Here is a 24,275-nt window from a genome sequence, read left to right as displayed (position 1 = left end):
GCTCGCGCCTCCTGAACTGAAACTCCGTGTGCCCGGTACCGGTATCGGTGCCGGGCACACGGCATTTCTTCCGTCCACAGATCCAAGAGGCTTCTCCCATGACATTGCAGATCGGCTCGCTCGAGCTGAACAGTCCCGTTGTTCTCGCTCCGATGGCAGGTGTGACCAATGTGGCGTTCCGCACATTGTGCCGAGAGCAGGAGATAGCGCGCGCCGGCAGTACGTCCGGTCTGTATGTCTGCGAGATGGTCACTGCTCGTGCGCTCGTCGAGCGCCAGCCAGCCACGATGCACATGACTACCTTCGGTCCGACCGAAACCCCGCGGTCACTGCAGCTCTACACCGTCGATCCGGACACGACTTACGCCGCGGCGAAGATGATCGTCGATGACAACCTCGCCGACCACATCGACCTGAACTTCGGTTGCCCGGTCCCGAAGGTGACGAGGAAAGGCGGCGGCGCCGCGCTCCCCTACAAGCGCAAGCTGTTCGGACGCATCGTCGCGGCTGCGGTGAAAGCGACAGAGGGAACGTCGATTCCGGTGACGGTCAAGTTCCGCGTCGGTATCGACGAGGAGCATCACACCCACCTCGACGCCGGCCGAATCGCGGCAGGCGAAGGTGCGGCAGCTGTGGCGCTGCACGCGCGTACCGCCTCGCAGCGTTATTCGGGTACAGCCGACTGGAGTGAGATCGCTCGGTTGAAGGAGCATGTCACCGATGTCCCTATTCTCGGCAACGGTGATATTTTCTCGGCTTCGGACGCGGTTCGCATGATGGCCGAAACCGGTTGCGACGGAGTCGTCGTCGGTCGGGGATGTCTGGGACGTCCGTGGCTGTTCGCCGAACTCAGTGCACGCTTCGCAGGGCGCGCGGAGCCTACGCCCCCGACACTAGGCGAGGTCGCCGTCATCATTCGTCGCCATGCCGAACTGCTGGCTGCACACCATGGCGAGAGCAAGGGTCTTCGTGAACTGCGCAAGCATGTGTCGTGGTACCTGCGCGGTTTCCCAGCCGGATCCGATCTGCGCGTAGCGATGGCATTGGTGAAGACTTTGACCGAGTTGGATGATCTGCTCGGCCAACTCGACCCGACGGTGGCATTCCCGAAAGATGCCGAAGGCCCACGTGGCAGACAAGGTTCGCCCGGCGTTGTGTCGCTGCCCGAGGGGTGGCTCGATGACCCCGAGGACGATCGAGTGCCGGTCGGAGCAGATTTGATGAATTCCGGCGGCTGACCGAGGTCACGACCGCGAGGATCGGTCGGGGTGGACCCCACAGGTTTCCTCAGTATCATTGCGGGGATCGCCCGACTCGGCGGTAAGAGAGATACGCGGAAGGTCAGGTTCACATTCGTGGGTGACGATCGAGACTCGAGCCCACCTGCGCCCGAAGGACGAGCTCCCTGGGAGCGTCCGATCTCCCGAATCTCCCACGAGCCTCGGTCACCGAGTAGCGCGCCGGTGCCACCCGCGTCCTCACCGCCCGCATCCTCACCACCCGCCTCCGGCCGCAAGGTGCCCGAGCCGACCGCCAAGTCCGCGGACAGCGAAACCCCCAGCGGCAAATTCAACCGGCTAGGTAAGCGTTCCTCTCGAAAGTCCGACTCGGTATCGGTTGCCGACCTCGTGGACAAGATGGCCGACGACGAACCACCCGCCGAGACGCCGTCTGTTCGCGCGTGGCCCAGCCGGCCCGACGTTGATGACCCCACGGAAAAGATCGACCCGATCACGGACTCGACGCCGCCGCCGGTGAGCCCACCCCCGGTTGTCGCGCTGCCCGAAGCCGTCGGCACCCCCACCGATGATCGGCCGGTCCTGACCCGACTGGCCATGAGCAAGGTGCGCCGACAAAAGCGCCTCCGCAATATCGGCCGCGGATTCGTCTCCCTCGTCGCCGTTCTCGCGCTTGCTCTCACCGGAATGGTCTGGGGATATCTTCGTAGTACCGACCAAGGCTTTGCACAGGTCGCCGCCCTGGACCTGGATTCGACGGACGTCGTGGACGCCGCCGGTCAATATGGTGACGAGACTTATCTGATCGTCGGTACGGACACTCGTACCGGTGCCAGTGGCGAGGTCGGCGCAGGCACGGTGGCCGATGCCGAAGGCGCCCGCTCGGATACCGTCATGTTGGTCAACATTCCTGCTGATCGAAGCCGTGTCGTCGCAGTCTCGTTCCCACGCGACCTCGACGTTGTTCGCCCTGAATGCGAGGGCTTCGACAATTCCACCAACACGTACACCGGTGAGATGTACCCGTCCGCGGACGGCGACAAGCTCAACGCGACCTATGCGCTCGGCGGGCCCAAGTGCCTCGTCAAAACGATCCAGAAGATCTCCGGTTTGAAGATCAGCCACTTCGTCGGTATGGACTTCGCCGGATTCGAATCGATGGTGGACGAGGTCGGTGGCGTCGAAGTCTGCACGCCACAGCCCCTGGTCGACTACGAACTCGGCACTGTCCTGGCAACAGCTGGGGAGCAGCGTATCGACGGCCGCACGGCCCTGAACTACGTACGTGCGCGCAACGTGGAAAGCGAGGGCAATGGCGATTACGGGCGTATCAAGCGTCAACAGCGGTTCCTGTCCTCTCTCCTTCGGTCTGCGCTCTCGAACAAGGTCCTGCTCGACCCAGGCAAGCTCAACGGGTTCGTCGGTGCTTTCACCAGCGATACCTTCGTGGAGAACGTGAAGACCAAAGACCTCGTCACTCTCGGTCGTTCCCTGCAGAACGTCGATGCTGGAGCCGTCACCTTCCTGACGATCCCCACTTCGGGCACCAACGACTGGGGCAACGAGATCCCGATCGACGACGCCATTGCCGTGATCTTCAGTGCCATCATCAACGATGAGCCGTTGCCCGGCGAAGAACGTCAAGACCCGCCGCCCAGCGCGGAGCCGTCGATTCAACCGACAGCGCCGCTGCTGGCAGTCGATCCGACGACAGTCTCGATCCAGGTCTCCAATGCTTCCGAGATGGTGGGGATGGCGGCCACTGCGTCCAGCGAACTGTCCACCTATGGTTTCCAGATTCTCGATGTCGGTAACTTCGTCGGAACAGCCAAGCAGACCGTCGTCCGCTTCTCGGAGGGCCAGGAATCCGAGGCCGCCACGGTTGCGTCGGCGATCCCCGGTGCAGTCATCGAGCAAGCGCAGGGGCTCGACAGCATCGTCGAGGTCGTGCTCGGCTCGGACTATCCCGGGTACACCACTGCCCCGACGGCGTTCGGTGAGCCGATCGAAGCCACTCGAGTTCAGGGTTCGACCGAGGGCGCGCCATTGCCCGAGGATCTGTCGTTCACGAACGCCGCCGACGATACCTGCGCCTGAGTAAGCCATTCACGCTCCGTTCACCCTCTCGACGGTGACCATATGGGTGTGACCTACTAAACTCACTGGCATGCGCGTCGCCTACAAAGAACAGATGAACGACCTTGCCGATGCCCTCGGACAAATGGCCACACTGGCCGGCTCTGCGATGGAGAAGGCAACTCAGTCACTACTTCAAGCAGACTTGCTCCTCGCCGAGCAGGTCATCTCCGATCACGACAAGATCTCCGAACTGAGCACCATTGCCGAGGAGAGGGCATTTACCCTCCTCGCACTCCAAGCTCCGGTTGCAGGGGATCTCCGCTCGGTCGTATCGGGAATCCAGATCGTCGCCGACATCGAGCGGATGGGGGCACTCGCCCTGCACGTCGCCAAGATCACTCGGCGTCGCCACCCCAAACACGCCCTCCCCGAAGAGGTCAACGGCTACTTCGCCGAAATGGGCCGAATCGCCGTCCAACTCGGAGCATCTGCGCGCGAGGTTCTCGAGACCCGCGATCCCGAGCGCGCCGCCAAGCTCCACGAGGAAGACGAGGCGATGGACGACCTCCATCGTCACCTGTTCACGGTGCTGATGGATCGTGAATGGAGTCACGGCGTCGCCGCGGCCGTCGACGTCACCCTTCTCGGACGGTTCTACGAGCGCTTCGCCGACCACGCAGTCGAGGTCGGACGCCGAGTCATCTTCCTCGCCACCGGTGAGATGCCGACCGAGCTGAGCAACACACACCTGCCCAGCAGCTGACCCTTCGCTCGTACCGAACGCGCACAAGAAGAATCCCCGAACGCTGAGCGTTCGGGGATTCTTTTCATGTACTTCCCTAGCCGAAGCGACCGGAGATGTAGTCCTCGGTGGCTTTCTGGGTCGGATTGGAGAAGATCTTCTCGGTGTCGTCGATCTCGATGAGCTTGCCTGGCTTACCAGTGGCCTCGAGGTTGAAGAAACCGGTTTGATCGCTCACGCGTGCAGCCTGCTGCATGTTGTGCGTGACGATGACGATCGTGAAGTCCTTCTTGAGCTCACCGATGAGGTCTTCGATGGCGAGCGTCGAGATCGGGTCCAGTGCCGAGCACGGCTCGTCCATGAGGAGGACGTCGGGCTGCACTGCAATGGCACGAGCAATGCACAGCCGCTGTTGCTGGCCACCGGAGAGACCACCACCGGGCTTGTCGAGGCGGTCTTTGACCTCGTTCCAGAGGTTCGCGCCTTTGAGGGAGCGCTCGGCGATCTCGTCGAGTTCCTTCTTACTCCGTCCACCCTGCAGCTTCAGGCCTGCGACGACGTTGTCCCGGATCGACATCGTCGGGAACGGGTTGGGGCGCTGGAAGACCATGCCGATGGTGCGGCGGACACCGACCGGGTCGACGCCGGAGCCGTAGATGTCCTCGCCGTCCAGCAGCACGGATCCTTCTACGCGCGCGCCCGGGGTGACCTCGTGCATGCGGTTGAGCGAACGCAGCACTGTGGACTTGCCGCAGCCGGAGGGTCCGATGAAGGCTGTCACTCCACGCGGGGGAACCGCGAGGGTGACACCTGCGACGGCTTGGAACTTGCCGTAGAAGATGTTGACGTCTTTCAGGTCGAGACGTTTTGCCATGATCGGCTCCTGTGTTTCTCGAGCGGGGAGATTCGTGGGTGGCGCAGTGATCAGAAGTTCTTGGGTGCGAAGAACTTGGAGACCAACTTCGCGCCGATGTTGAGCAAAGCAATGATCAGGATCAGCGTCAGTGCTGCTCCCCACATGCGCTCGCTGGTGAGTGCGCCGGTTCCGGCTTTCTGCAGGTCGACCATCATGAGCGGCAGGGACGTCTGCGGCCCCTCGAACAAATTGAAGTTGATGGCGGTCGCGGAGCCGACCAGGATCAGTACCGGCGCGGTCTCACCCATGACACGGGCGAGCGCGAGCATGATGCCGGTGACGATGCCGGACAGAGCCGTTGGCACGACGATCTTCGCGATGGTTTTCCATTTCGGCACACCGAGTGCGTACGACGCCTCGCGCAGATCCTGCGGAACGATGCGCAGCATCTCCTCCGACGACCGCACGATGACCGGGATCATCAACAGGACCAAGGCAAGCGCGACGGCGATTCCGGACCGGTCGAATCCGAATGTGGCGATCCACAGTGTGTAGATGAACAGCGCGGCGACGATGGACGGGACACCGGTCAGAATGTCGACCATGAAAGTAGTGACCTTGGCGAGGCGTGTTCCGACACCGTATTCGACGAGATAGATGGCGACGAATATTCCGATCGGAATCGAAATCAATGCGCAGAACAATCCCTGCATGAGCGTGCCGACAATGGCGTGGTAGGCGCCGCCGCCAGCTGTGAATTGTGTGAGGCCTGCTTGCGAGTTCGTCCACCATTCGGGTGCGACCACTGCACTGATGCCACGCGAGATCACCGTGTACAGAACCCAGATGAGCGGAACCAGCGCGACCAGTACGGACAGACTGACCAGTACCGTCGCGAATCCGTTGGCGAACTTGCGTCGAGGACTGACCCCCTTGAAGGTCTTGTCCTTGACCGGACGGTCCAGCGTTGCGGTCATGGCCTAGGCCCTCTTTCCGGCGATGGCGGCGCGAGCGCCTGCGTTGACGACGAAGGTGAGCACGAAGAGAACGAGGCCCGCCGCGATATAGGCACCCGCCTGGAGCTGGTTGTTGAACTCACCTGCCGCGAGCGCAATCTTTGTCGCGAAGGTATTTCCGCCGTCGAAGAGTGTCCATCCGAAGGTGGCTTGCGTGCTGCGAATGATGATGTACAGCGCGATGGTTTCGCCGAGTGCACGTCCGAGCCCGAGCATCGAACCGCTGACGAATCCAGATTTTCCGAAGGGAATGACGGTTGTCCGGACGACTTCCCACCGTGTTGCGCCGAGCGCGAGGGCCGCTTCGATCTGCCCTTTCGGCGTCTGAACGAAGACTTCGCGCGTCACTGCCGCGATGATCGGCAGGATCATGACGGCGAGGACGATGCCGGCGGTGAAGATGGTGCCTCCGCCGGCGATCGATACCGACCCGGTGGCGAACAGTGGAATCCAGGCGAGATTGGTGTTGAGCCATTCCGCGAAGGGGCTGATGGCCGGCGCCAGGACGTACAGGCCCCAGAGTCCGAAGACGATCGACGGCACTGCAGCAAGCAGATCGATGACGTAACCCAACGGGCCCGCCACCTTCTTCGGCGCGTAGTTGGTGAGATAGACCGCGATTCCGAGCGCGACCGGCATCGCCAGGATCAACGCGAAGATCGATACGGTCGCGGTCACCAGGAACAGGTCCCGGATACCGAAGACCATGGCCGAGGTGTCCGAGGTACTCCAACTACCGTTGTACGTCAGGAAGTTGACCGTGTTGTTCTGCAGCGCCGGGATCGCCCGCCACAGCAGGAACAGTCCGATGGTGGCGATGAGCACGATGATGAAGACACCCGAGCCCTTGGCAAAGGTGGCGAAGATGCGGTCACCAGGGCGGATGACGGTACCGCCCTTGGCCTTCTTGTCCGGCAATTGAATGGACTCTTCCGTGTTCCGGGGCGCCCCGGTCGCGGTGGTGTCATCCGCGGACGTAACGCCGGTGATCGAGTGGGTGTCTCTCATACCGCTCACGTCTCTCGTGTGGTGGTCGAGGACGGGGCCTGCCCGATGCCGAGAAGATTCATCCACGGCATCGACACAGGCTCTCGTCTCATTGAATCAGGCGATCGCGTCGATCGCAGTGACCAAACGCTCTTTGAAGGACTCCGGCAGCGGAACGTAACCGGCTTCCTCGAGACCCTGCTGGCCTTCGTTTGCAGCACTGAGCAGGAAGGACTTCACGGCTGCGCTGGTGTCGGCGTCGTAACCCTTCGAGCAGACAATTTCGTAGGTGGCGAGAACCAACGGGTAGGAATTTGCGGCTTTGCTGGCGTAGAGGGCGTCGATATCGATTACGAGGTCGTTGCCCTCGCCGGAGAACGCAGCAGTATCGATGGCTGCGCCCGCGGTCTCACTGCTCAGCTCGACCGGCCCGTTGCCGAAGTCGACGTCGGCGGTGCCGAGACTCTCTTGGTCTGCGAACCCCTTCTCGACGTAGGTGATCGAGCCGGGAGTCGCAGCGACTGCCTGTGCGACTCCAGAGGAGCCGTTCGCGCCTTCGCCGACCCCGCCGGCCCAATCGGAGCTGTGGTCGAGTTTCCAGGCCTCGGGCGCGGACGCTGCGAGGAAGCGCTGGAAGTTGTCGCTGGTGCCCGAGGAGTCGGAGCGGTAGATCGGAGTGATCGGGGTTGCCGGCAGCGAGACGCCCTCGTTGACCGCGGCTACTGCCGGGTCGTTCCAGGTTGTGATCTGGCCGGTGAACATGCGTGCCGCAAGGTCGGGAGTAACGACGAGGTTGTCGACACCGTCGAGGTTGTACGCGATTGCGACGGGGCCGAATACGAGCGGAAGGTTCCAGGCGGGGTTAGCCTGGCAACGCTCGGCAGCCGCGGCGGCCTGCTCTGCCTTGATGGCCGAGTCCGAGCCGGCGAAGTCGACGAGGCCGGCGACGAACTGGGTGCGGCCGTTGCCCGAACCACTCGTCGTGTACTCGACAGCCTTACCGGAGCACACACCCGCGTAAACCGAAGTGAAGTTGGACATCGCGTTCTGTTGAGCAGAGCTTCCTTCGCCTGTCAGCGGGGATTTGCCCTCACATGAGGCTGCCGTATCCGTCCCGGATGCCGATTCCACGTTCGAGTCGCTGCCGCACGCTGTCAGCAGCATGGCACTGATCGCCACTGCGCTGATCAAAGCAGCATTGCGCTTGAGGTTCACCGTTTCCTCCGAGGATTCTTGTTACCGTTGTCGCTTAAAAGGGCAGCGTCTGCGCTACCCACAGCAAAACGTAAAGGGAGCCGGTTGACAGCTACCCCTGAATCAGTGAACGGAGAATGAACAGAGCGGGCAATTGTCCGTTTATGGGCGTGTATACGCCGCGTCGACGTGAAAACGCGAAAATCCGAGACGTTCGTAGGTGTGCACAGCAGCGGTGTTGTCCGCCTCGACATAGAGCAACACTTCGGCAAGCTTCCGGTCGCGCAGGTAGTGCAGGCCTGCGAGGGTCAGAACCCGACCGAGACCACGCCCCTGCGACGCCGGGTCGATACCGACGACATAGACCTCGCCGATCTCGTCTTCGCCTGCCTCGGCGGCGTGCACTTTCGTCCAGTGAAAGCCGAGCAGATGGTCGGTGCCTTCTTCGAAAGCGAGGAACACCCCGGCCGGGTCGAACCATTCTTCGTCGCGGCGTTCGGCAATGTCCTTCGCGGTCCAGCCACCTTGTTCGGGATGCCAGGCAAACGCTGCACCGTTGACGCGCAGAAGTTCCGCATCGTCGCGCGGTCCTTCATAGGTACGCAACGTAATACTCTCCGGAACAACAACTTCGGGTAGTTCCGGCGTTGCGAGCGAGCGACGCATTTGCAGCAGTTCACGAGCTACCGTCAGGCCGAGTCGGGCGGCGACCGCCTGCGCCGGTTCGAGGTTTCCGTGGGCCCAGACTCGGGCTCCGTCTCCACCCTCGGACAGTGCACGGTCGACGAGGCTTCGTCCCGCGCCTCGGCCGCGGAACTCCGGATCCACGACGACTTCAGCCATCGGCGGAGCCTCGGCCGAACCAGCCGTGATGCCCGCGTAGCCGACGATACGAGTGCCCTCGGAAACAACCAGATGCTGCACCGAATTGTCCGCCGAGATTGCTTTGACGGCCTGTTCCGACAGGGGCGCAGTGCCGTCGGTGACGGCGGCACGTGACACCACCGCCTTGACGGCCTCGGACACCTCCGAGGTCATCGCTGCGGAGTCGAGTCGGGAGATTTCGAACGAGAGGGTCATCTACTGAGCCGCACTTCCATTGGTCGTGCCGTTGATAGAGGTCAACTCTGCGCCGTCATGGCCATCGTCTTCGTGCCCTGCTGCCACCGGCCCACCCTTGGCAGTGCGAGAAGGGCGCACTGCCTTGTATCCGACGTTGCGGACGGTACCGATCAGTGACTCGTACTCGGTGCCGAGCTTCGCGCGGAGGCGTCGAACATGCACGTCCACGGTTCGGGTACCACCGAAGAAGTCGTATCCCCATACCTCTTGGAGCAGCTGTGCACGCGTGAACACTCGCCCTGCATGCAAAGCCAGATACTTGAGGAGTTCGAACTCCTTGTATGTCAGATCGAGGGGACGTCCGCGTAACCGTGCGGTGTACGTGCCCTCGTCGATCACGAGTTCGCCGAGAGTGATTTTTCCCGACGCCTCCGGGCTTGCCACTCCCCCGGAACGTCCGACGAGTAGACGGAGCCGGGCATCGAGCTCGGCGGGTCCGGTGCCGGGGAGAAGAATGTCGTCCAGGCCCCACTCGGAGTTGACCGCGACGAGACCGCCCTCGGTGAGTACGGCCACCACCGGGATCGCCGAGCCGGTACTGCCCAGCAACCGGCACAATCCGCGCGCGGCGGCCAAGTCGGTACGAGCGTCGACCAGGGCGATATCAGCGGAACCGGCCTCCAGGAGCGAGGAAACTTCCCTGGGAACAGGCCGCACGTGGTGCGACAGAAGCGCAAGCGACGGTAGAACGGCCTCCGGATTCGGATCGGAGGTCAGAAGCAGGAGCTCCACACAGCCTCTATTCTTACCGATGTCGTGCCGATAACGAACTGAGTCGATTTTCGGCGGGACGCCGTCTTCGGGAGCGAAGCCGACGGCTTTCTCAGGGGGTAAGACTAACTTGTCCACGGGGACCACCGTCCAACGCAGTCCAGGATCCGTCGGTCACAATGGTGCCCATGCGCAAACTGATCATCGGTCTCGTGAGTCTGCTGGCACTCGCCCTCGTCGTCGACTTCGGGGTTGCGGCCTACTCCGAGTACCGCGTCTCTCGCGCAATTCGTGAGGGCGGGGACCTCACCTCCGACCCCCAGGTCACGATCCACGGTTTCCCTTTTCTGACCCAGGCCGCCGAAGGCAAGTACCAGAATGTGGAGGTCCGGGCACAGGACGTCCCCAACGATTACGTCGGGTCGACGACGATCGAAGCCAATCTGCGTGGCGTGTCGATCCCCCTGTCGGATTTGGCCGACGGGTCGGTGCAGACCGTTCCCGTCGACAAACTGGACGGGAGGGTGCGCATCGAAGCGACGGACCTCGGACGCTTCCTCGGCATCGTCGACCTGCAGGTTTCTGCGCCACCCGCCGACAAGTCGGACGGCACGGGCGGTTCGGGTGGGTCGGGAAAGACGACGAACGGCGGAGTCGTGCTCACCGGCACTGTGCCGGTCGGCCCGGTCGAGACCGAAGTCAGTGTCCAGGCAGATCTGATTCTCGATGGTGATCGGGTGAGTATCGTGGCGACCGATTTCTACTTCGGCCCCGAGGGCAGTGCCGACTTCACGATCCCCGACTTCGCGAAGTCTGCTGTGCTCGGTCTGTTCACCAAGACGATCGATCGCCAGACCCTTCCGTTCGGAGTGCTCCCCACCGATGTCTATGCGGAGGGTTCGCAGATCGTGATCGAAGGCTCGGCGGAGAATGTGACGATCGACTTGGATCAGATCGAAAAGTCATGATCGGAATCACAATTCTCGTGGTCGTACTGGTTGCCGCATCGGTGGTCGGCGTAGTCCTCACCTCACGCGCGGGAAAGGTGCGGGACGCGGCCACGGAGGGGACCTCCCCTCGCTTGACCGCCATGCTGGCAGACGCCGGCGCAGTCTCCGGGCACGCCACGGTTCTGCACTTCTCCGCCGACTGGTGCGGCCCCTGCAGTGCTGTGCGACGCGTCGTGGGGCAGGTGCTCGCCGAACTGGACGGTCCCACCGAGCTCGAACTCGACATCGACGAACATTCCGCGCTCGCCCGGGAGCTGGGCGTCCTGTCGCTTCCGACGACCTTCGTTCTCGACGGGCAGCTGAACCAGCGCGTTCGCATTGCCGGAGTCCCGAAAGCAGCAGCCCTTCAAGCAGCGTTGCTCGACCTGTAGTTCTGGTGGTCGAGGTTCTCGGGGTAGGGTGTTCGATGTGTTGTCCCGCCATGAGCTGTTGCTCACCAGTCGTCGCACGGTAGACCTGTGCCGACTGGGCGGTTGTTGCTGTCGCTGCTGCTGATCCCTCGTTCCGCCGGTGCCCTTGGTGCGCACCCGGAAAATCTTCAGGCGATCACGGGTAGATCCTTTACTACCCCTTTGCAGATGTGCCGGTTCCGATTTGTCGGACCCGCCTCGACACCCAACCCGGTCAACAAATTAAGCAACAGGAGCACTTTCTCGATGTCTACCGACCTACAGTCCGCGGTCGAGCAAGTCGACGCCCGTGGCCCACGATTCGCGGCCTGGATCACCACCGCCGTGCTCGTCGCGGTTCTTCTGTTGTCGTCCTTTTCCATCGATGCCGCGGCAGCGCTTCTCGCTGCGCAGGCCGTGGTCTTCGCGATCGGCGCTGCCTTCGGTCCGAAGCGCAGCCCCTACGGCCGACTGTTCGGACTGCTCGTCGCACCGAGGTTGTCGCCGGCCGAAGAGCGCGAGCCGACGCCGCCGCTGAGATTCGCGCAGCTCGTCGGCTTCCTGTTCGCGGCCGCCGGTGTCATCGGTTTCGCCGCTGGGCTACCGACTTTCGGCGCTGTGGCCACCGGCTTCGCCCTGTTCGCGGCTTTCCTGAATGCAGCCTTCGCCGTGTGCCTCGGCTGCCAGATCTATCCCCTCGTGGCGCGAGCGCGACCGCATACCGCCAGCGCCTGACATACCTACCCACCTACCACCCATCCCTACCGACACAATTTCTCCCTCTGATATCCATCACCGAAAGGAAACCCATGGCCCGCTCCGACGTCCTGGTCTCTGCCGACTGGGCCGAGCAGAACCTGAACGCCACGAAGACCGTTTTCGTCGAGGTCGACGAAGATGCAAGCGCCTACGACGGCGGTCACATCGAAGGCGCAGTGAAACTCGACTGGCGCAAGGACCTGCAGGACCCGGTTCGCCGCGACTTCCTCGGCCAGGAGCAGTTCTCAGATCTCCTGTCGGCGAAGGGAATCGCCAACGACGACACCATCGTGCTGTACGGCGGCAACAACAACTGGTTCGCCGCCTACGCGTACTGGTACTTCAAGCTGTACGGCCACAAGGACGTCAAGCTCATCGACGGCGGCCGTAAGAAGTGGGAACTCGACGGTCGTCCGCTGTCGAGCGATGTCGTCACCCGGGACACGACACAGTACCGGGCACAAGCGCCCGACCTGTCGATCCGCGCATTCCGCGACGAGGTCATCGACGCCATCGGCAACAAGAACCTCATTGATGTTCGCTCCCCCGACGAGTTCTCCGGCAAGATCCTCGCGCCGGCGCACCTGCCGCAGGAGCAGGCGCAGCAGCGTGGACACGTACCCTCTGCGATCAACATCCCGTGGAGCACCACTGCAAACGAGGACGGCACGTTCAAGAACGACGACGCCCTCGAGGCGCTGTACAAGGAAAAGGGCTACGACGAGGGCAAGGCGACCATCGCTTACTGCCGCATCGGCGAGCGCTCGAGCCACACCTGGTTCGTTTTGAAGGAACTTCTCGGCAAGTCCGACGTCAAGAACTACGACGGCAGCTGGGTCGAGTACGGCTCCCTCGTGGGAGCACCCATCGAGTTGGAGGTTCACTGATCATGTGCGGAGCACCCGTTCAAGGCCAAACGATTCCGGCAGGCGTCGATGTCGAGAAGGAGACCGTCATCACCGGTCGTGTTCTTGCCACCGACGGTGAGCCTGTGGGCGGCGCATTCGTGCGTTTGCTCGACGGCACCGGCGAGTTCACAGCAGAGGTAGTGGCGTCGGGAACCGGAGACTTCCGGTTCTTCGCGGCACCCGGCAAGTGGACCTTGCGTGCATTGTCCGCGTCCGGCAACGGTGACGCGGTGATCACCCCGGAGGGTGCAGGCGTGCACTCGGCGGATGTGACCGTCGGAGCCTGATTTCATACAGAGCAAGAAAGAGCCCCGCATCGATTCTTCTTCGATGCGGGGCTCTTTCGTGCTCTGTCCTAGTTCTGCGGTAGCGCTACGCCGAAGGAATCGAGCAGTGCTTCCAAATCGGTGTCACGAGTGGGGGTTCCGGGCGTCGGGAGTGTTTGCGGAGCTGGGCTGGGATCGACCTCAGAGGGTGCCAGAGGTGCGTCGTCGACGCCCTTTTTCTCGCGTTCGGTTTCGGCCAGATCCGTCACCCAGGCGACAATTTTTTCGCTCTCCCACACACGGCCGTCATTCGGATTGTTGTTCCAGTACGACAGGTGTTGGAGGAATCCGAGAAAGATGTACGGCTCGATGAGGACGTCGACTATTCCCTTGTTGTTCTCCACCAAACCTTCGCCTTCGGCACGCACTTTGGCACGCACCGTCTCGGCCCCTGGCCCCATCGCCCATTCGAGGTCTTCGCGCAGCCGCTCGGGAGTCAGCTCTGCACGGGCTTTCCCCTCGTCGACCTGGTAGGTCCGATCGGAAACCTTGAGAAGCACTTCGAGCAGCGTCTCCTCGGACCCGACCCAGTCCTGCTGGGTGACGATGTCGACGATCGCGCGGGTGGCTATGGAGGTCACGGTGCGGGCGAAGTCGGCGACGGTCTGCACGGGGTCGAGCACTGTCAGCCGCATCTGTCCGAGCACTCCGAGTGCCAGTTGCAGCGCAAGAATGTTCTCGGGAGCGTCGCACGCGAGATCGTAGGGCCGACAAGCCCACGTCATCTTGTCGTTCAGCGTGCCGTAATCCTTGGCCTCCGGCGACTGGAACCCACCGCGTGTCGGGCCGGGCTCGTCGATATTGGGTACGCCTGCAGGTCGGTACGGATCCCCCAAGAGTGCAACACCGGCGATGTCTTCGCCCGTGACGAGCGCATCGGGTGCGCGGTGGCCGAGTTCCATCGCGACACGCTCGACCACCTCGCCGCCGACGCTGTAGCCGAGGAGCACGAACTTGGTGTTCTCGCCGCACTTGCTCTTGTACTCGTCGAGCAGACGGTTGGTCGAGGCGACGCCTGCGGCAACCGATTCTTGATACGTGGGCACGTCGGAGAGGAGTCCCACTCCGTACGTCGATGGATACGGGACGTAGAGCCAGCCGACCGATCCCGGGTTGCTCGCTCCGGCCTGGCCGGCAGGGAGCGTCACGTTACCCACCCAATTGGCCATAGGCGAACGGGGTTCTTCGTTCAGCGGATCACGATCGGCGTCCGAGTCGGTTGCACCGGACACTGCGAGCATCAGAACGTCCGGGCACTGTTGGGCAAAGTTGTTCGGGTCGATGTTCGGGCCGTCTTCTTCGGACGAGGGCGCGCCTGCAGACCCCGTCGTCGACGAGCCCGATTCCGGAGATGCGGCTGCTGCCGCGGGAACAGCAAGGATCAACGCCACCCCCAGCGTCGCGGACTTCGTCAATATCGAGCCCGCACGTGTTCGGCGACGCATTCGAGATCCTCTCCAGCACACTTCGAGACAGCTTTCGACCAGACAAAAGATGTCGGGCGCAGACCGCCCGACACCACACTGGAGAAGGTACCGCGCCCAGCCCCCATCGTTTGCTACTGAGTGTGAAACCCCGATGTCAGGGGCCGGGATTCTGGGAGATGGCACTATCGACTTCGGCGTTGTCCCCACCGCGATTCTGCGCAGTGAATCGGGTGGGTCTAAACTCGGCGTCGTGGTCATCTTCTTCGAGCTTCTGCTGGCACTGGCTGCAGTAGCCATCATCGCGTTCTCGCTCTACGTCGTCTACCGCTTGGTCACTGAAGAATCGTGACCGAGCGCCCAGCCGACGGGTCTGGCGAGACCACACGGTCCGCCAATGATGCGATCGCCGAAGCTGCCGAGAAGTTTGCGGCGGCGTCGGCACGCAACATTCCGACGTTGCCGGATCTTCCGCACCCTGAAGACACCGCCAACCTTCGCCTGGGACCCGAACTGAATCCAGCGATGCTTGCGCTGCTTCCGTTGGTCGGCGTTTGGCGCGGCGAAGGCGAGGGTCGCGATCCCGAGTCGGGACAGGAGTACCCGTTCGGGCAGCAAATTGTCGTCTCACACGACGGCGGTGCCTACCTCAGCTGGGAATCTCGCTCGTGGCGCCTTGACTCCGACGGAAACTACGCGCATCCCGACCTTCGCGAAACCGGCTTCTGGCGGATCACCGGCGATGACGTCAAGGGTAGCGAGACGCCTGAGGTCATCGAGTTTCTGCTGACGCACAGCACCGGCGTCGTCGAACTCTATTACGGGCACGCGCTCAATCAGACTTCGTGGGAACTCGCGACCGATGTCGTCATCCGGTCCACTTCGGGCGCCCTCGTCGGTGGCGCCAAGCGGCTCTACGGCATCGTCGATGGTGCCGACCTCGCGTACGTCGAGGAACGTGTCGACGCCGACGGCGAGCTGGCACCACGGCTCTCCGCTCGCCTCGTCCGCTATATCGGCTGAGACCCTCATCGGTCCGGAGCACCTCATCTGTCCCGACACAGTGGTCCCCGGCGCACGCGAACGGCCCCCGAGCCATACCTGCTTTCAGGTCTCGGCCGGATAAGACCGAGGGCTCGGGGGCCGGGTAGCTGCCTTGGATTCGCTTGCCGCTCACGCGGTCTTCGAAAAGTGAATCCGTCAGCGGTTGCGGCTAGCTGACAGCCACCTCACGCGTCCTAGAGTTCTTCAACGTCAGACCACCTCCTCTCCCGTGTACTCAACAAAGTACGCCGCGATTCCGAAGTCGGCAAAGGAATATTTCCGCCGGAAAAGCCGAGGTCCAAGACCAGGTCAGCATGGTTGTCCTCCGGAAGCTGATGCGTTACCACCACGACCGCACGATTCCCGTCGACGATACCGTCGGAGCGATCGAGGAGCCGTCGCAACAGCTGCGCTCCCCCGTCGTCGTCGAGGTGTTCGGTCGGTTCGTCCAGCAGCAGAATCGGCGCGTCGGACAACAGCGCACGAGCCAGCAGAATGCGTCGACGCTGACCTCCGGACACCGCCTGCGCACCGCCGACGAGGGTCGTGTCGATGCCGTCCGGGAGGGAAGAGATCCAAGCGCCGAGGCCGACTCGGTCGAGCGCCTCGACCGCCTCGTCCGGCTGCACGTCGCCTCGTGCCACCCTCAGGTTTTCGAGAATCGAGGTGTCGAACAAGTGTGCATCTTCGGCGAAGAAACGGGCGCCGGAGCCCTCGACGGTTCCGCTGATCGGTGGCAGCAGTCCCGCGATCGTCATCAAGAGGGTGCTCTTGCCGATGCCGCTGGGGCCGACGATCGCTACCCTCGCTCCGGGACCGACATCGAGATCGACCGGCACCGTAGTCGAGGATGACCCCGGCCAGCCGCACCGCAAGTTTTTCGCAGAGACACGGTCGGTGAGCGAGTCCAGATCATTCACTGTCTGCGGAGCGGCCTCGTCCGCAGCGTCCAGCAGTTCCACGATGCGTGACGCCGAAATGCGTGCTCTCGTGAGTGCAATGGCGGCTCCAGGCAGCGCAGAGGTCGCCTCGAAGGCGGAAAGCGGCACGAGCACGATGATCGCCAACGCCATCGGTGTCATACCACCAGCTGTTCCACCCGTGCTGCCGTACAACGAGATACCGACCAGCAGGGAGCCCAGCACCGCCGCACCGATGGAGAGAGGTAATGCCGCGTCGGCGAAGGCTGCAGGCAGTGCCGCTCGATCGCGGGCCTTCACCGAAGCACGGTTGGCTTCGGCAGCATCCCGAAGGGTCTCGTCCAATCGTCCGGCGACCCGCAATTCCCCGGCGTGATCGAGGGCGCGGACGGCGGTTTCGCTGAACTCCGCACGGGCCGAAATGCCCTCGGACTCGGCGATGACGGAAGATCTCGCCGCCCAGTAGGGCGCGAGTACCCCGGCGACCACGAGAGCCAGCAACAAAATCAGTGCCGCAGCCGGCGAGACGAACGCCAACACGACGACAGCTGCAATCGCCAGAACTACCGATACGCAGATCGGCACGATCGCTCGCACCACGACGTCACCGAGCACGTCGACGTCGTTGCCGGTGCGCGACATCAGATCGCCGCGACGCAATCCCGCTGCTGCAGCCGGGTTGCCTGCGGCGAGCCGTTCGTAGAGGCGAGTTCTCGCCGACGTCGTTCCGCGCAGGGCGGTGTCGTGGGTAGCCAGGCGTTCCAGGTATCGGAATACGCCGCGCGAAATGCCCAGTGCTCGAACAGCGACGACGGCGACCGTCAGATCCAACACCGGTGGCATCTGCCAAGCGCGGGTGATGAGCCAGGCCGACACTGCCGCAAGGGTCAGTGCGCTGCCCAAGGTCGCGACCCCTGCCGCCACGGACATGACGACTCGGGACGGGCGAAGTTCGAGAAGTTCGAGAGCGCGCCGAAGGTCAACGAGCATGGCGTGCCTGCACTTCGATGATCGTGTCGGCACTGATGAGAACCGAACGACGGTGACCGACCACTACGACAGTTCTGCCCTCGTCGGCGAGGCGACGAATGGTTTTCAGCACTGTCGCTTCGTGTGTCGCGTCGAGGTGGGCCGTGGGTTCGTCCAACAGAAGCACCGGGGCCGAGGAGGTCAGGACTCGTGTCAGCGCGAGGCGTTGGCGCTGACCGAGGGAGAGCCCGACACCTCCGGTACCGACGACGGTCTGCCATCCGAGCGGTAGCTCTGCCAGAACCTGATCGAAACCTGTTGCTGCGCAGATACTGTCGAGTTCCTGGGGATCGGGCCGTGTCCCGGTGAGCAGGAGGTTGCTCTCCAGGGTGCCGGGAAGAAGGACGGGTCGCTGTGGGAGCCATGCGATCTGACGCCACCAGGAATGCACATCGACGTCGGCCAAGTCTGTTCCGCCGACCGTGACCGTGCCCTCGTCGGGCGCAGTCAACGCGAGAATCACACTCAGCGCCGTCGACTTTCCTGCCCCGTTCGCACCGGCCAGCACTGTCACGGTGCCGGGTTCGAATACGGCGTCGAGTCGGTGTGGGGCGCTGCCGCCACGGGCATCGACAGAAATCGAAGCCAGCTCGAGCCGTGCACCACGGGCTTGAATCGAACGCGTTCCAGCCCTCTCCGTCGGGCGATCGTCCAGCACGCCAAACGCCTTCTCCGACGCGGCGACGCCGTCCTCGGCGGCGTGGAATTGCGCCCCGACCCGGCGTAGCGGAACGTACACCTCGGGTGCGAGTACCAGCGCGATGATGCCGGCCTCGAGAGCCATGTCCCCGAAGACCAGTCGGAGTCCGATGCTCACGGCGACGAGAGCGACACACAGAGTGGCAAGCAGTTCGAGAACCATCGAGGACAGAAACGCGATCTTCAGTGCACGCATGGTCGCGCGGCGATGTGCCTCGCCGAGTGCCCGGACCCGCGCTGCAGGCCCGTGTTCACGGCCCAGTGCCCGGAGCGTCGGAAGTCCGGCGAGGAGGTCGAGCAGTTGGGCAGAGAGTCGCGTCATCGATTCGAGCGTCGCCTCTGCCTTCCCCTTGGTCAGCAGGCCGATCAGGATCATGAAGATCGGAATCAGCGGAAGCGTGAAAAAGATGATCGCTGCCGATGTCAGATCCTCGGTCAGGATGACCACGAGCGTCAGTGGCGTCAGCGTTCCTGCCAGGATCAACGCCGGCACGTAGCCGGTGAGATAAGGCGCGAGACCGCCCAAAGCCCTGGTCACGACCGTGGCAACGCCTTCGCGCTCGGAATCGAGTCGACGCGGATCACTGTTCGACGCGGCGGCGAGGACGTCGTTCTCGAGTTCTTCGACCACGCGCGAGGCCGCACGATGCGCATAGCGCGATTGCAGCCATGTCGAGGTAGTTCTGACCACGATGGCTCCGGCAAGAACTGCCAACTGCCCGGACCAGTTCGAGATCGATCGTGCTGCGGGATCGGTGATGACACCCGCGAGCACTGTGCCTGTCATGACCGCGGAGACGATGATCGCCGCGGTATCGACGAGCGAAAGAAGCACTGTCAACAGCAGATACCGCCGCGCCGATCGCGAGTACCGCCACAACCGGGGGTCGATCGGTCCCCGGCGCGGCGCGGCGGTGACTGTCATGACTTGCGACCGAGCGGCAATCCGATCGAGTCGGGGATGTGCGCGGTGGAGATGCGCTGGCGGAACACCCAGTACGTCCACGCCTGATAGCCGATGACGACCGGTGCCGTGAATGCAGCTGCCCAGGTCATCACCTTGAGCGTGTACGGGCTCGACGACGCGTTCTCGATGGTCAAGCTGAACGCGGGATCCGTCGTGGACGGCATCACGTCGGGGAACAGTGATCCGAACAGCAGTACGACGACGGCGATGACGGCGATCGTGGTGAACACGAATGCCCAGCCCTCGCGCACCTTGGCGGTGAGAGCGACAACGGCGATCAGCGCGATAGCGGCGATCGCGACCATGATCCACGTCCACCCCGTTCCGTAGGCGAGTTGGGTCCACAGCGCGAAGGCGCCGCCGACCACGACAGCCGGAACCGATAGTCGTACCGCCATTTTGACCGCGTCCTCGTGCACGTCATCGGAAGTCTTGAGCGCGATGAACACCGCTCCGTGCAGCGCGAACACCAGCGCCATCGTGGCGCCGCCGAGCAGGGCATACGGGGAGAGCAGGTCGAAGAACCCGGCGGTCACCTTCTTGTTCTCGTCGATTGCCACTCCGCGCACGATGTTGGCGAACGCGACGCCCCACAGCACGGCCGGAATCCACGAGCCGATGCCGATGCCGAGATCACAGCGACGTCGCCACACCGGGTCGTCGATTTTGCCGCGGTACTCGATGGCGCAGATACGCAGGATGAGCGCGACGAGAATCAACAGCAGCGGTATGTAGAACCCGGAGAACAGGGTTGCGTACCACTCCGGGAATGCCGCGAACAGTGCACCTCCGGCGGTGATCAGCCACACTTCGTTGCCATCCCACACCGGGCCGATGGTGTTGAGCACTGCGCGACGCCTGCGTTCTCCGACCTGCGGATCCGATGCCCGTCCGAAGACCGGAATCAGCATGCCGACACCGAAGTCGAACCCTTCGAGGACGAAGTAGCCGACGAACAACACTGCGATCGCTATGAACCAGAATTCTTGAAGTCCCATGACCGTTCCCCTCAGTACGCGAACGAGAGTTGTTGCGGAGCGTCGTCATCCGTCGGATCGTCCTGATCGCTACCCGGCGGGTGCTGATCGTGTTCGAGCGGGCCTTCGACTACATATTTGTGGAGGAGGTAGTACCACACGACGCCAAGAGCTGCGTAGACCACCGTGAACGTCACCAGCGAGGCAACGACGAGGGAAGCCGGGTGATCGGACACTCCCTGATCGACAGTGAGTCTGATTCGATCGACACCGGTCGGGTTGGGAGCGACAACCCACGGCTGACGTCCCATTTCGGTGAAGATCCAGCCGGCACTGTTGGCCAGGAAAGGCGTCGGGATCGCGGCGAGGCTCAGCCAGGAGAACCAGCGCTGGTTCGGGACGCGTCCACCTCTGGTCACCCAGAGTCCGGCGATCGCGAGCAGTGCCGAGCCCGCGGCCAGGCCGATCATCGCGCGGAATGCCCAGTAGGTGACGAACAGGTTGGGTCGGTAGTTGCCCGGTCCGAATTGCTGTTCGTACTGAAGTTGCAGGTCTTCGACGCCCTGAAGGGTGACTCCGGAGAACTGCCCCTCGGCAAGGTAGGGCAGCACGAACGGCACTTCGAGAACGTGGGTTACGCCGTCGCAGTTGTTGTGAGTGCCTACAGTCAGGATCGAGAAGTCCGGATCGGTTTCGGTGTGGCAGAGCGATTCTGCCGAGGCCATCTTCATGGGTTGCTGCTCGAACATGAGCTTGCCCTGGACGTCACCGGTGTAGATCAGCGCGATGCCGGACAGGATCATGACCACGAAGGACATTCGAGCGGCCGGTCGGAACATGCTCCGCGAGTTGGTGTCGCGACCCTTGCGTGCCTCGCGGACCATCCACCAGCCCGAGATCCCGGCGACGAACGTTCCGGCCGTCAGGAATGCACCGGCGACGGCGTGCGGAAATGCAGCGAGGGCGGTGTTGTTGGTGAGCAGTTCCCAGATACTCGTCAGTTCCGCGCGACCGGTCTCTTCGTTGTAGATCGCACCGACTGGATGTTGCATGAACGAGTTGGCGGCGATGATGAAGAAGGCGGAGGCGTTGACACCGATAGCGACGAGCCAAATCGTGGCCAGGTGAACAAGTTTGGGCAGCCGGCCCCATCCGAATATCCACAGTCCGAGGAAGGTCGACTCGAGGAAGAACGCGACGAGCCCTTCCAGCGCGAGCGGTGCACCGAAGACGTCACCGACGAAGCGGGAGTACTCGCTCCAGTTCATGCCGAACTGGAACTCCTGAACGATGCCGGTTGCGACACCGAGCGCGAAGTTGATGAGGAAAAGCTTTCCGAAGAACTTGGTGAGTCGATACCAGGAGTCCTTCTTGGTGATCACCCACATCGTCTGCATCGCCGCGATGATCGGGGCAAGACCGATCGTCAGCGGAACGAGAATGAAGTGGTAGACGGTGGTGATACCGAATTGCCACCTCGAAATGTCCAGGGTATCCATGACGACTCCGACTCTCCCGCCCCCCGGGGCAGGTAACTGAAGTTACCGCTCACGCGGGCTTGTTGCAGCGAATCCTAGATTACTACTACGCGAAGTAGTAGCTCAAGCGTCGACAGTGTCACCCTCCCCACGTTCGATCGCGAAATCGACCATCGAACGGATGTCGTCGGCGTTGTCAGGAGTGCCCAGCGTGACCCCGTTCAGGGTGACGACACGCGCCGCGAGCGTGATACTCGAGATCAACCAAACACCCTCTGCAGCAATCAGATCCGCGGGAAAGATGTTCGACCTCTCGCAGGTGTATCCCTTTGCGGTCGCGACGTCGAACAAAGCGTCGACAGTGGTACCCGCCAGGATCCCGTGCTCGACCGGCGGTGTGATCAGTGTCTTACCGCGGGAGATGACCACCGTGGACCGCGGCCCCTCGAGGACCTGCCCCTCGTTGCTGGTGTAAATCACCTCGTCGGCACCCTGCTGGGCGGCATACCGCAACGCGGCCATGTTGGTCGCATACGACAGCGTCTTGGCCCCCATCAACTGCCACGGCGCCGCCGCGGCAAAATCCACCGAGTACCCACGACCGAGAGTGATAGCCGACACCCCTTCGGCACGGGCCTTGGCAACCCGTTCGTGCAGTGGACCCACGGTCGCATAACCCGTCGGGCCGCCGCCGCTCTCCCTGCCGCGACTCAACACCACCCGCAGCGCACCCTCGCTCCGCGTCTTGCGCTCCCACTCGTCCACCGCAAGGCCGATGACCAACCTCCAGTCATCCAAGTCGGGCTCAGGCAGATCGAGCGCTCTCGCCGAGGAAGCCAGTCGCCTGAGGTGCCTCTCCACCCCACACGCCGCTCCGTCCCGAATCAGAAGCGTCTCGAAAATTCCGTCACCCCGAACTGCCGCAAGGTCGTCGGCACACAGAAGCGGTTGGTCTGCGTCGTGAACTTGCCCATCGAGGGTCACTACTACGCGGTCGGACATGGCGCCCACCTTAGTGGGGTCGCTCCCCAGGCTGCGCTCCTGCCTGATCGGGTCGCTCCGCAGGCTGCGCTCCCGCCTGATCGGGTCGCTCCGCAGGCTGCGCTCCTGCCTGATCGGGTCGCTCCGCAGGCTGCGCTCCTGCCTGGTGCTCCTACTATGGGAGACGTGTCCGATACCGCCCCGATCGACCCGAGCCCACTTCTCACCCTCCCCGGCGCTGTGCCTTCGCCCGAAGACTCTGCAGACCATGCCGTGGCCTGGCACTACGGCAACCCCTTCGGTGAGCAACGAGACGCGACATCTGCTGCGGCAGTCATCGACCGCTCCAACCGCTTCGTCATAGCGATCAGTGGAGACGAGCGCCTGACCTGGCTCGATACGATTTCCAGCCAACAGGTTCAGAACCTGCCCGACGGCATGTCGGCAGAGAACCTGAGTCTGGACATCAACGGACGCGTCGAGCATCACTTCGTACAGACCGATCTCGACGGCATCACGTGGATCGACACCGAGGCCGCCAACGGGCCCGATCTCCTCGCGTTCCTGAAGAAGATGGTGTTCTGGTCCAAAGCCGAGCCTCGGGAAGGCCACGAACTCGCGGTCTTGAGCGTGCTCGGCTCGGACGCGCATCGAGTCCTCGAGGCTGCCGGTGCGCCGACCCCCGAAGACTTCTATGCCGCACTCCCCCTCGAAGGTGGCGGGTTCATCCGGCGGATGCCGTGGCCCGGCCAGAACGCATACGACCTACTCGTCCCGCGCACGTCGCTGACCGCGTGGTTCAAGAAGTTGCGCGAGCAGGGCGCGACCCCCGCCGGTACCTGGACATACGAGGCGCTGCGGGTGGAGTCGATTCGACCCCGTGTCGGTGTCGACACCGACGAGAAGACCATCCCCCACGAGGTCCGTTGGATCGGCGGAGTTGCCGAACTCGGCGCCGTGCATCTGAGCAAGGGTTGCTACCGCGGGCAGGAGACCGTCGCGCGCGTGCACAACCTGGGTCGACCACCCCGCCATCTGGTTCTTCTTCATCTCGACGGTTCTGCCGACGGCAGGCCCGAAACGGGGGATCCGGTGACGGCCGGAGGTCGGACCGTCGGCCGGCTCGGCACCGTCGTCGATCACTTCGAACTCGGTCCCATCGCGTTGGCTCTGATCAAGCGAACCATTCCTGCCGGCACCGAGTTGGTAGTCGGTCCGTGTGCTGCGTCGATCGACCCGGATTCGATTCCGAACTACGACGACGTTCAGGCGGGCCGTGCAGCAATCGATCGGCTCCGCGGGAGGTAATCGCAAGACAGGCCAATTTTGCGTCGCGATGCGTCTTCGTGACTCTTTACCGACGCTACGGGCATTGCCGCAGGCCAGCAGCCCTGACCGGCACCTCTTGACCGGCCATAC

At 63.1% G+C, this 24,275-nt stretch carries 23 protein-coding genes; 11 read left to right on the top strand and 12 right to left on the bottom strand.

The genetic code is table 11. From position 1 onward, the window contains the following. Positions 1–98: 98 nt before the first annotated feature. The 3 genes from dusB to phoU all read left to right on the top strand — a co-directional run bounded on the left by dusB (position 99) and on the right by phoU (position 4,080). On the top strand, positions 99–1,238 hold the full coding sequence (gene dusB, locus H2510_RS13950; protein WP_186628870.1) for a tRNA dihydrouridine synthase DusB: 1,140 nt from the start codon (positions 99–101) through the stop codon (positions 1,236–1,238). A gap of 117 nt (positions 1,239–1,355) precedes the next feature. Beyond that, entirely contained in the window at positions 1,356–3,335 is a 1,980-nt protein-coding gene (locus H2510_RS13945) for an LCP family protein (RefSeq protein WP_186628869.1), read from the top strand. 70 nt (positions 3,336–3,405) lie between these two features. Beyond that, positions 3,406–4,080 (top strand): phosphate signaling complex protein PhoU, encoded by a 675-nt coding sequence (gene phoU / locus H2510_RS13940; protein ID WP_186628868.1) that lies wholly within the window; start codon positions 3,406–3,408, stop codon positions 4,078–4,080. Between the two features lie 76 nt (positions 4,081–4,156). Here the strand turns inward: phoU and pstB are convergent, their stop codons facing one another. The 6 genes from pstB to H2510_RS13910 all read right to left on the bottom strand — a co-directional run bounded on the left by pstB (position 4,157) and on the right by H2510_RS13910 (position 9,966). After that, entirely contained in the window at positions 4,157–4,933 is a 777-nt protein-coding gene (gene pstB, locus H2510_RS13935) for a phosphate ABC transporter ATP-binding protein PstB (RefSeq protein WP_186628867.1), read from the bottom strand. 50 nt (positions 4,934–4,983) lie between these two features. Then, positions 4,984–5,892 (bottom strand): phosphate ABC transporter permease PstA, encoded by a 909-nt coding sequence (gene pstA, locus H2510_RS13930; protein WP_186628866.1) that lies wholly within the window; start codon positions 5,890–5,892, stop codon positions 4,984–4,986. Between the two features lie 3 nt (positions 5,893–5,895). Beyond that, the gene (pstC, locus tag H2510_RS13925; protein WP_186628865.1) at positions 5,896–6,939 is read right to left on the bottom strand and encodes a phosphate ABC transporter permease subunit PstC; all 1,044 of its coding nucleotides are present in this window, start codon (positions 6,937–6,939) and stop codon (positions 5,896–5,898) included. A 96-nt stretch (positions 6,940–7,035) separates the two neighbouring features. Beyond that, on the bottom strand, positions 7,036–8,133 hold the full coding sequence (gene pstS, locus H2510_RS13920; RefSeq protein ID WP_186628864.1) for a phosphate ABC transporter substrate-binding protein PstS: 1,098 nt from the start codon (positions 8,131–8,133) through the stop codon (positions 7,036–7,038). Between the two features lie 141 nt (positions 8,134–8,274). Further along, positions 8,275–9,192 (bottom strand): mycothiol synthase, encoded by a 918-nt coding sequence (mshD, locus tag H2510_RS13915; protein ID WP_186628863.1) that lies wholly within the window; start codon positions 9,190–9,192, stop codon positions 8,275–8,277. After that, positions 9,193–9,966 carry a response regulator transcription factor gene (locus H2510_RS13910; protein ID WP_186628922.1) on the bottom strand — a complete coding sequence of 258 codons (774 nt, stop codon included), beginning with the start codon at positions 9,964–9,966 and terminating at the stop codon, positions 9,193–9,195. A gap of 167 nt (positions 9,967–10,133) precedes the next feature. Here H2510_RS13910 and H2510_RS13905 point away from each other — a divergent pair, with 167 nt between their 5' ends. The 5 genes from H2510_RS13905 (at position 10,134) to H2510_RS13885 (ending at position 13,298) form a co-directional block, all read left to right on the top strand. Next, positions 10,134–10,913, top strand: coding sequence for an LmeA family phospholipid-binding protein (locus H2510_RS13905; RefSeq protein WP_186628862.1), 780 nt, complete (start codon positions 10,134–10,136; stop codon positions 10,911–10,913). After that, positions 10,910–11,326 (top strand): thioredoxin family protein, encoded by a 417-nt coding sequence (locus H2510_RS13900; RefSeq protein ID WP_186628861.1) that lies wholly within the window; start codon positions 10,910–10,912, stop codon positions 11,324–11,326. Before H2510_RS13905 ends, H2510_RS13900 begins: the two co-directional genes overlap by 4 nt. 285 nt (positions 11,327–11,611) lie before the next feature. After that, positions 11,612–12,079, top strand: coding sequence for a DUF4395 domain-containing protein (locus H2510_RS13895; RefSeq protein WP_186628860.1), 468 nt, complete (start codon positions 11,612–11,614; stop codon positions 12,077–12,079). Between the two features lie 74 nt (positions 12,080–12,153). Continuing rightward, entirely contained in the window at positions 12,154–12,990 is an 837-nt protein-coding gene (locus H2510_RS13890; RefSeq protein WP_186628859.1) for a sulfurtransferase, read from the top strand. 2 nt (positions 12,991–12,992) lie between these two features. Beyond that, entirely contained in the window at positions 12,993–13,298 is a 306-nt protein-coding gene (locus H2510_RS13885; protein ID WP_186628858.1) for a DUF1416 domain-containing protein, read from the top strand. A 68-nt stretch (positions 13,299–13,366) separates the two neighbouring features. On the opposite strand, the gene H2510_RS13880 is transcribed toward H2510_RS13885, so the two are convergent. Continuing rightward, positions 13,367–14,782: a cutinase family protein gene (locus H2510_RS13880; protein ID WP_186628857.1), complete on the bottom strand. Its 1,416-nt coding sequence runs from the start codon at positions 14,780–14,782 to the stop codon at positions 13,367–13,369. 133 nt (positions 14,783–14,915) lie between these two features. On the opposite strand from H2510_RS13880, the gene H2510_RS13875 reads away from it, so the two are divergent. Beyond that, positions 14,916–15,113 (top strand): hypothetical protein, encoded by a 198-nt coding sequence (locus H2510_RS13875; protein ID WP_186628925.1) that lies wholly within the window; start codon positions 14,916–14,918, stop codon positions 15,111–15,113. Continuing rightward, the gene (locus H2510_RS13870) at positions 15,110–15,784 is read left to right on the top strand and encodes an FABP family protein (protein WP_186628856.1); all 675 of its coding nucleotides are present in this window, start codon (positions 15,110–15,112) and stop codon (positions 15,782–15,784) included. Before H2510_RS13875 ends, H2510_RS13870 begins: the two co-directional genes overlap by 4 nt. A gap of 215 nt (positions 15,785–15,999) precedes the next feature. On the opposite strand, the gene cydC is transcribed toward H2510_RS13870, so the two are convergent. From cydC to H2510_RS13845, 5 genes are all read right to left on the bottom strand, one after another. Continuing rightward, entirely contained in the window at positions 16,000–17,715 is a 1,716-nt protein-coding gene (gene cydC / locus H2510_RS13865; protein ID WP_186628855.1) for a thiol reductant ABC exporter subunit CydC, read from the bottom strand. Continuing rightward, positions 17,705–19,378 carry a thiol reductant ABC exporter subunit CydD gene (gene cydD / locus H2510_RS13860; protein WP_186628854.1) on the bottom strand — a complete coding sequence of 558 codons (1,674 nt, stop codon included), beginning with the start codon at positions 19,376–19,378 and terminating at the stop codon, positions 17,705–17,707. The genes cydC and cydD overlap by 11 nt, the downstream gene beginning before the upstream one ends. Next, the gene (gene cydB, locus H2510_RS13855) at positions 19,375–20,418 is read right to left on the bottom strand and encodes a cytochrome d ubiquinol oxidase subunit II (protein ID WP_186628853.1); all 1,044 of its coding nucleotides are present in this window, start codon (positions 20,416–20,418) and stop codon (positions 19,375–19,377) included. Before cydB ends, cydD begins: the two co-directional genes overlap by 4 nt. An 11-nt stretch (positions 20,419–20,429) precedes the next feature. After that, positions 20,430–21,896 carry a cytochrome ubiquinol oxidase subunit I gene (locus tag H2510_RS13850; protein ID WP_186628852.1) on the bottom strand — a complete coding sequence of 489 codons (1,467 nt, stop codon included), beginning with the start codon at positions 21,894–21,896 and terminating at the stop codon, positions 20,430–20,432. A gap of 102 nt (positions 21,897–21,998) precedes the next feature. After that, positions 21,999–22,877 carry an aminodeoxychorismate lyase gene (locus tag H2510_RS13845; protein WP_186628851.1) on the bottom strand — a complete coding sequence of 293 codons (879 nt, stop codon included), beginning with the start codon at positions 22,875–22,877 and terminating at the stop codon, positions 21,999–22,001. Between the two features lie 156 nt (positions 22,878–23,033). Between H2510_RS13845 and H2510_RS13840 the strand changes: the two genes are divergently transcribed. Next, the gene (locus H2510_RS13840) at positions 23,034–24,164 is read left to right on the top strand and encodes a folate-binding protein (protein ID WP_222438699.1); all 1,131 of its coding nucleotides are present in this window, start codon (positions 23,034–23,036) and stop codon (positions 24,162–24,164) included. Positions 24,165–24,275 lie beyond the last annotated feature (111 nt).

This window comes from Rhodococcus sp. BP22, assembly GCF_014281965.1.
Lineage (GTDB): Bacteria > Actinomycetota > Actinomycetes > Mycobacteriales > Mycobacteriaceae > Rhodococcoides.
This window is presented reverse-complemented; position numbering and strand designations above follow the sequence as displayed.

Coding starts and splice junctions, on each gene's coding strand:
- H2510_RS13875 (WP_186628925.1), top strand. CDS start 14,916: ATGTCAGGGGCCGGGATTCTGGGAGATGGCACTATCGACTTCGGCGTT.
- dusB (WP_186628870.1), top strand. CDS start 99: ATGACATTGCAGATCGGCTCGCTCGAGCTGAACAGTCCCGTTGTTCTC.
- H2510_RS13845 (WP_186628851.1), bottom strand. CDS start 22,877: ATGTCCGACCGCGTAGTAGTGACCCTCGATGGGCAAGTTCACGACGCA.
- pstC (WP_186628865.1), bottom strand. CDS start 6,939: ATGAGAGACACCCACTCGATCACCGGCGTTACGTCCGCGGATGACACC.
- H2510_RS13895 (WP_186628860.1), top strand. CDS start 11,612: ATGTCTACCGACCTACAGTCCGCGGTCGAGCAAGTCGACGCCCGTGGC.
- phoU (WP_186628868.1), top strand. CDS start 3,406: ATGCGCGTCGCCTACAAAGAACAGATGAACGACCTTGCCGATGCCCTC.
- cydB (WP_186628853.1), bottom strand. CDS start 20,418: ATGGGACTTCAAGAATTCTGGTTCATAGCGATCGCAGTGTTGTTCGTC.
- H2510_RS13885 (WP_186628858.1), top strand. CDS start 12,993: ATGTGCGGAGCACCCGTTCAAGGCCAAACGATTCCGGCAGGCGTCGAT.
- mshD (WP_186628863.1), bottom strand. CDS start 9,192: ATGACCCTCTCGTTCGAAATCTCCCGACTCGACTCCGCAGCGATGACC.
- H2510_RS13900 (WP_186628861.1), top strand. CDS start 10,910: ATGATCGGAATCACAATTCTCGTGGTCGTACTGGTTGCCGCATCGGTG.
- pstB (WP_186628867.1), bottom strand. CDS start 4,933: ATGGCAAAACGTCTCGACCTGAAAGACGTCAACATCTTCTACGGCAAG.
- cydC (WP_186628855.1), bottom strand. CDS start 17,715: ATGCTCGTTGACCTTCGGCGCGCTCTCGAACTTCTCGAACTTCGCCCG.
- cydD (WP_186628854.1), bottom strand. CDS start 19,378: ATGACAGTCACCGCCGCGCCGCGCCGGGGACCGATCGACCCCCGGTTG.
- H2510_RS13905 (WP_186628862.1), top strand. CDS start 10,134: ATGCGCAAACTGATCATCGGTCTCGTGAGTCTGCTGGCACTCGCCCTC.
- H2510_RS13890 (WP_186628859.1), top strand. CDS start 12,154: ATGGCCCGCTCCGACGTCCTGGTCTCTGCCGACTGGGCCGAGCAGAAC.
- H2510_RS13850 (WP_186628852.1), bottom strand. CDS start 21,896: ATGGATACCCTGGACATTTCGAGGTGGCAATTCGGTATCACCACCGTC.
- H2510_RS13840 (WP_222438699.1), top strand. CDS start 23,034: ATGGGAGACGTGTCCGATACCGCCCCGATCGACCCGAGCCCACTTCTC.
- H2510_RS13880 (WP_186628857.1), bottom strand. CDS start 14,782: ATGCGTCGCCGAACACGTGCGGGCTCGATATTGACGAAGTCCGCGACG.
- pstA (WP_186628866.1), bottom strand. CDS start 5,892: ATGACCGCAACGCTGGACCGTCCGGTCAAGGACAAGACCTTCAAGGGG.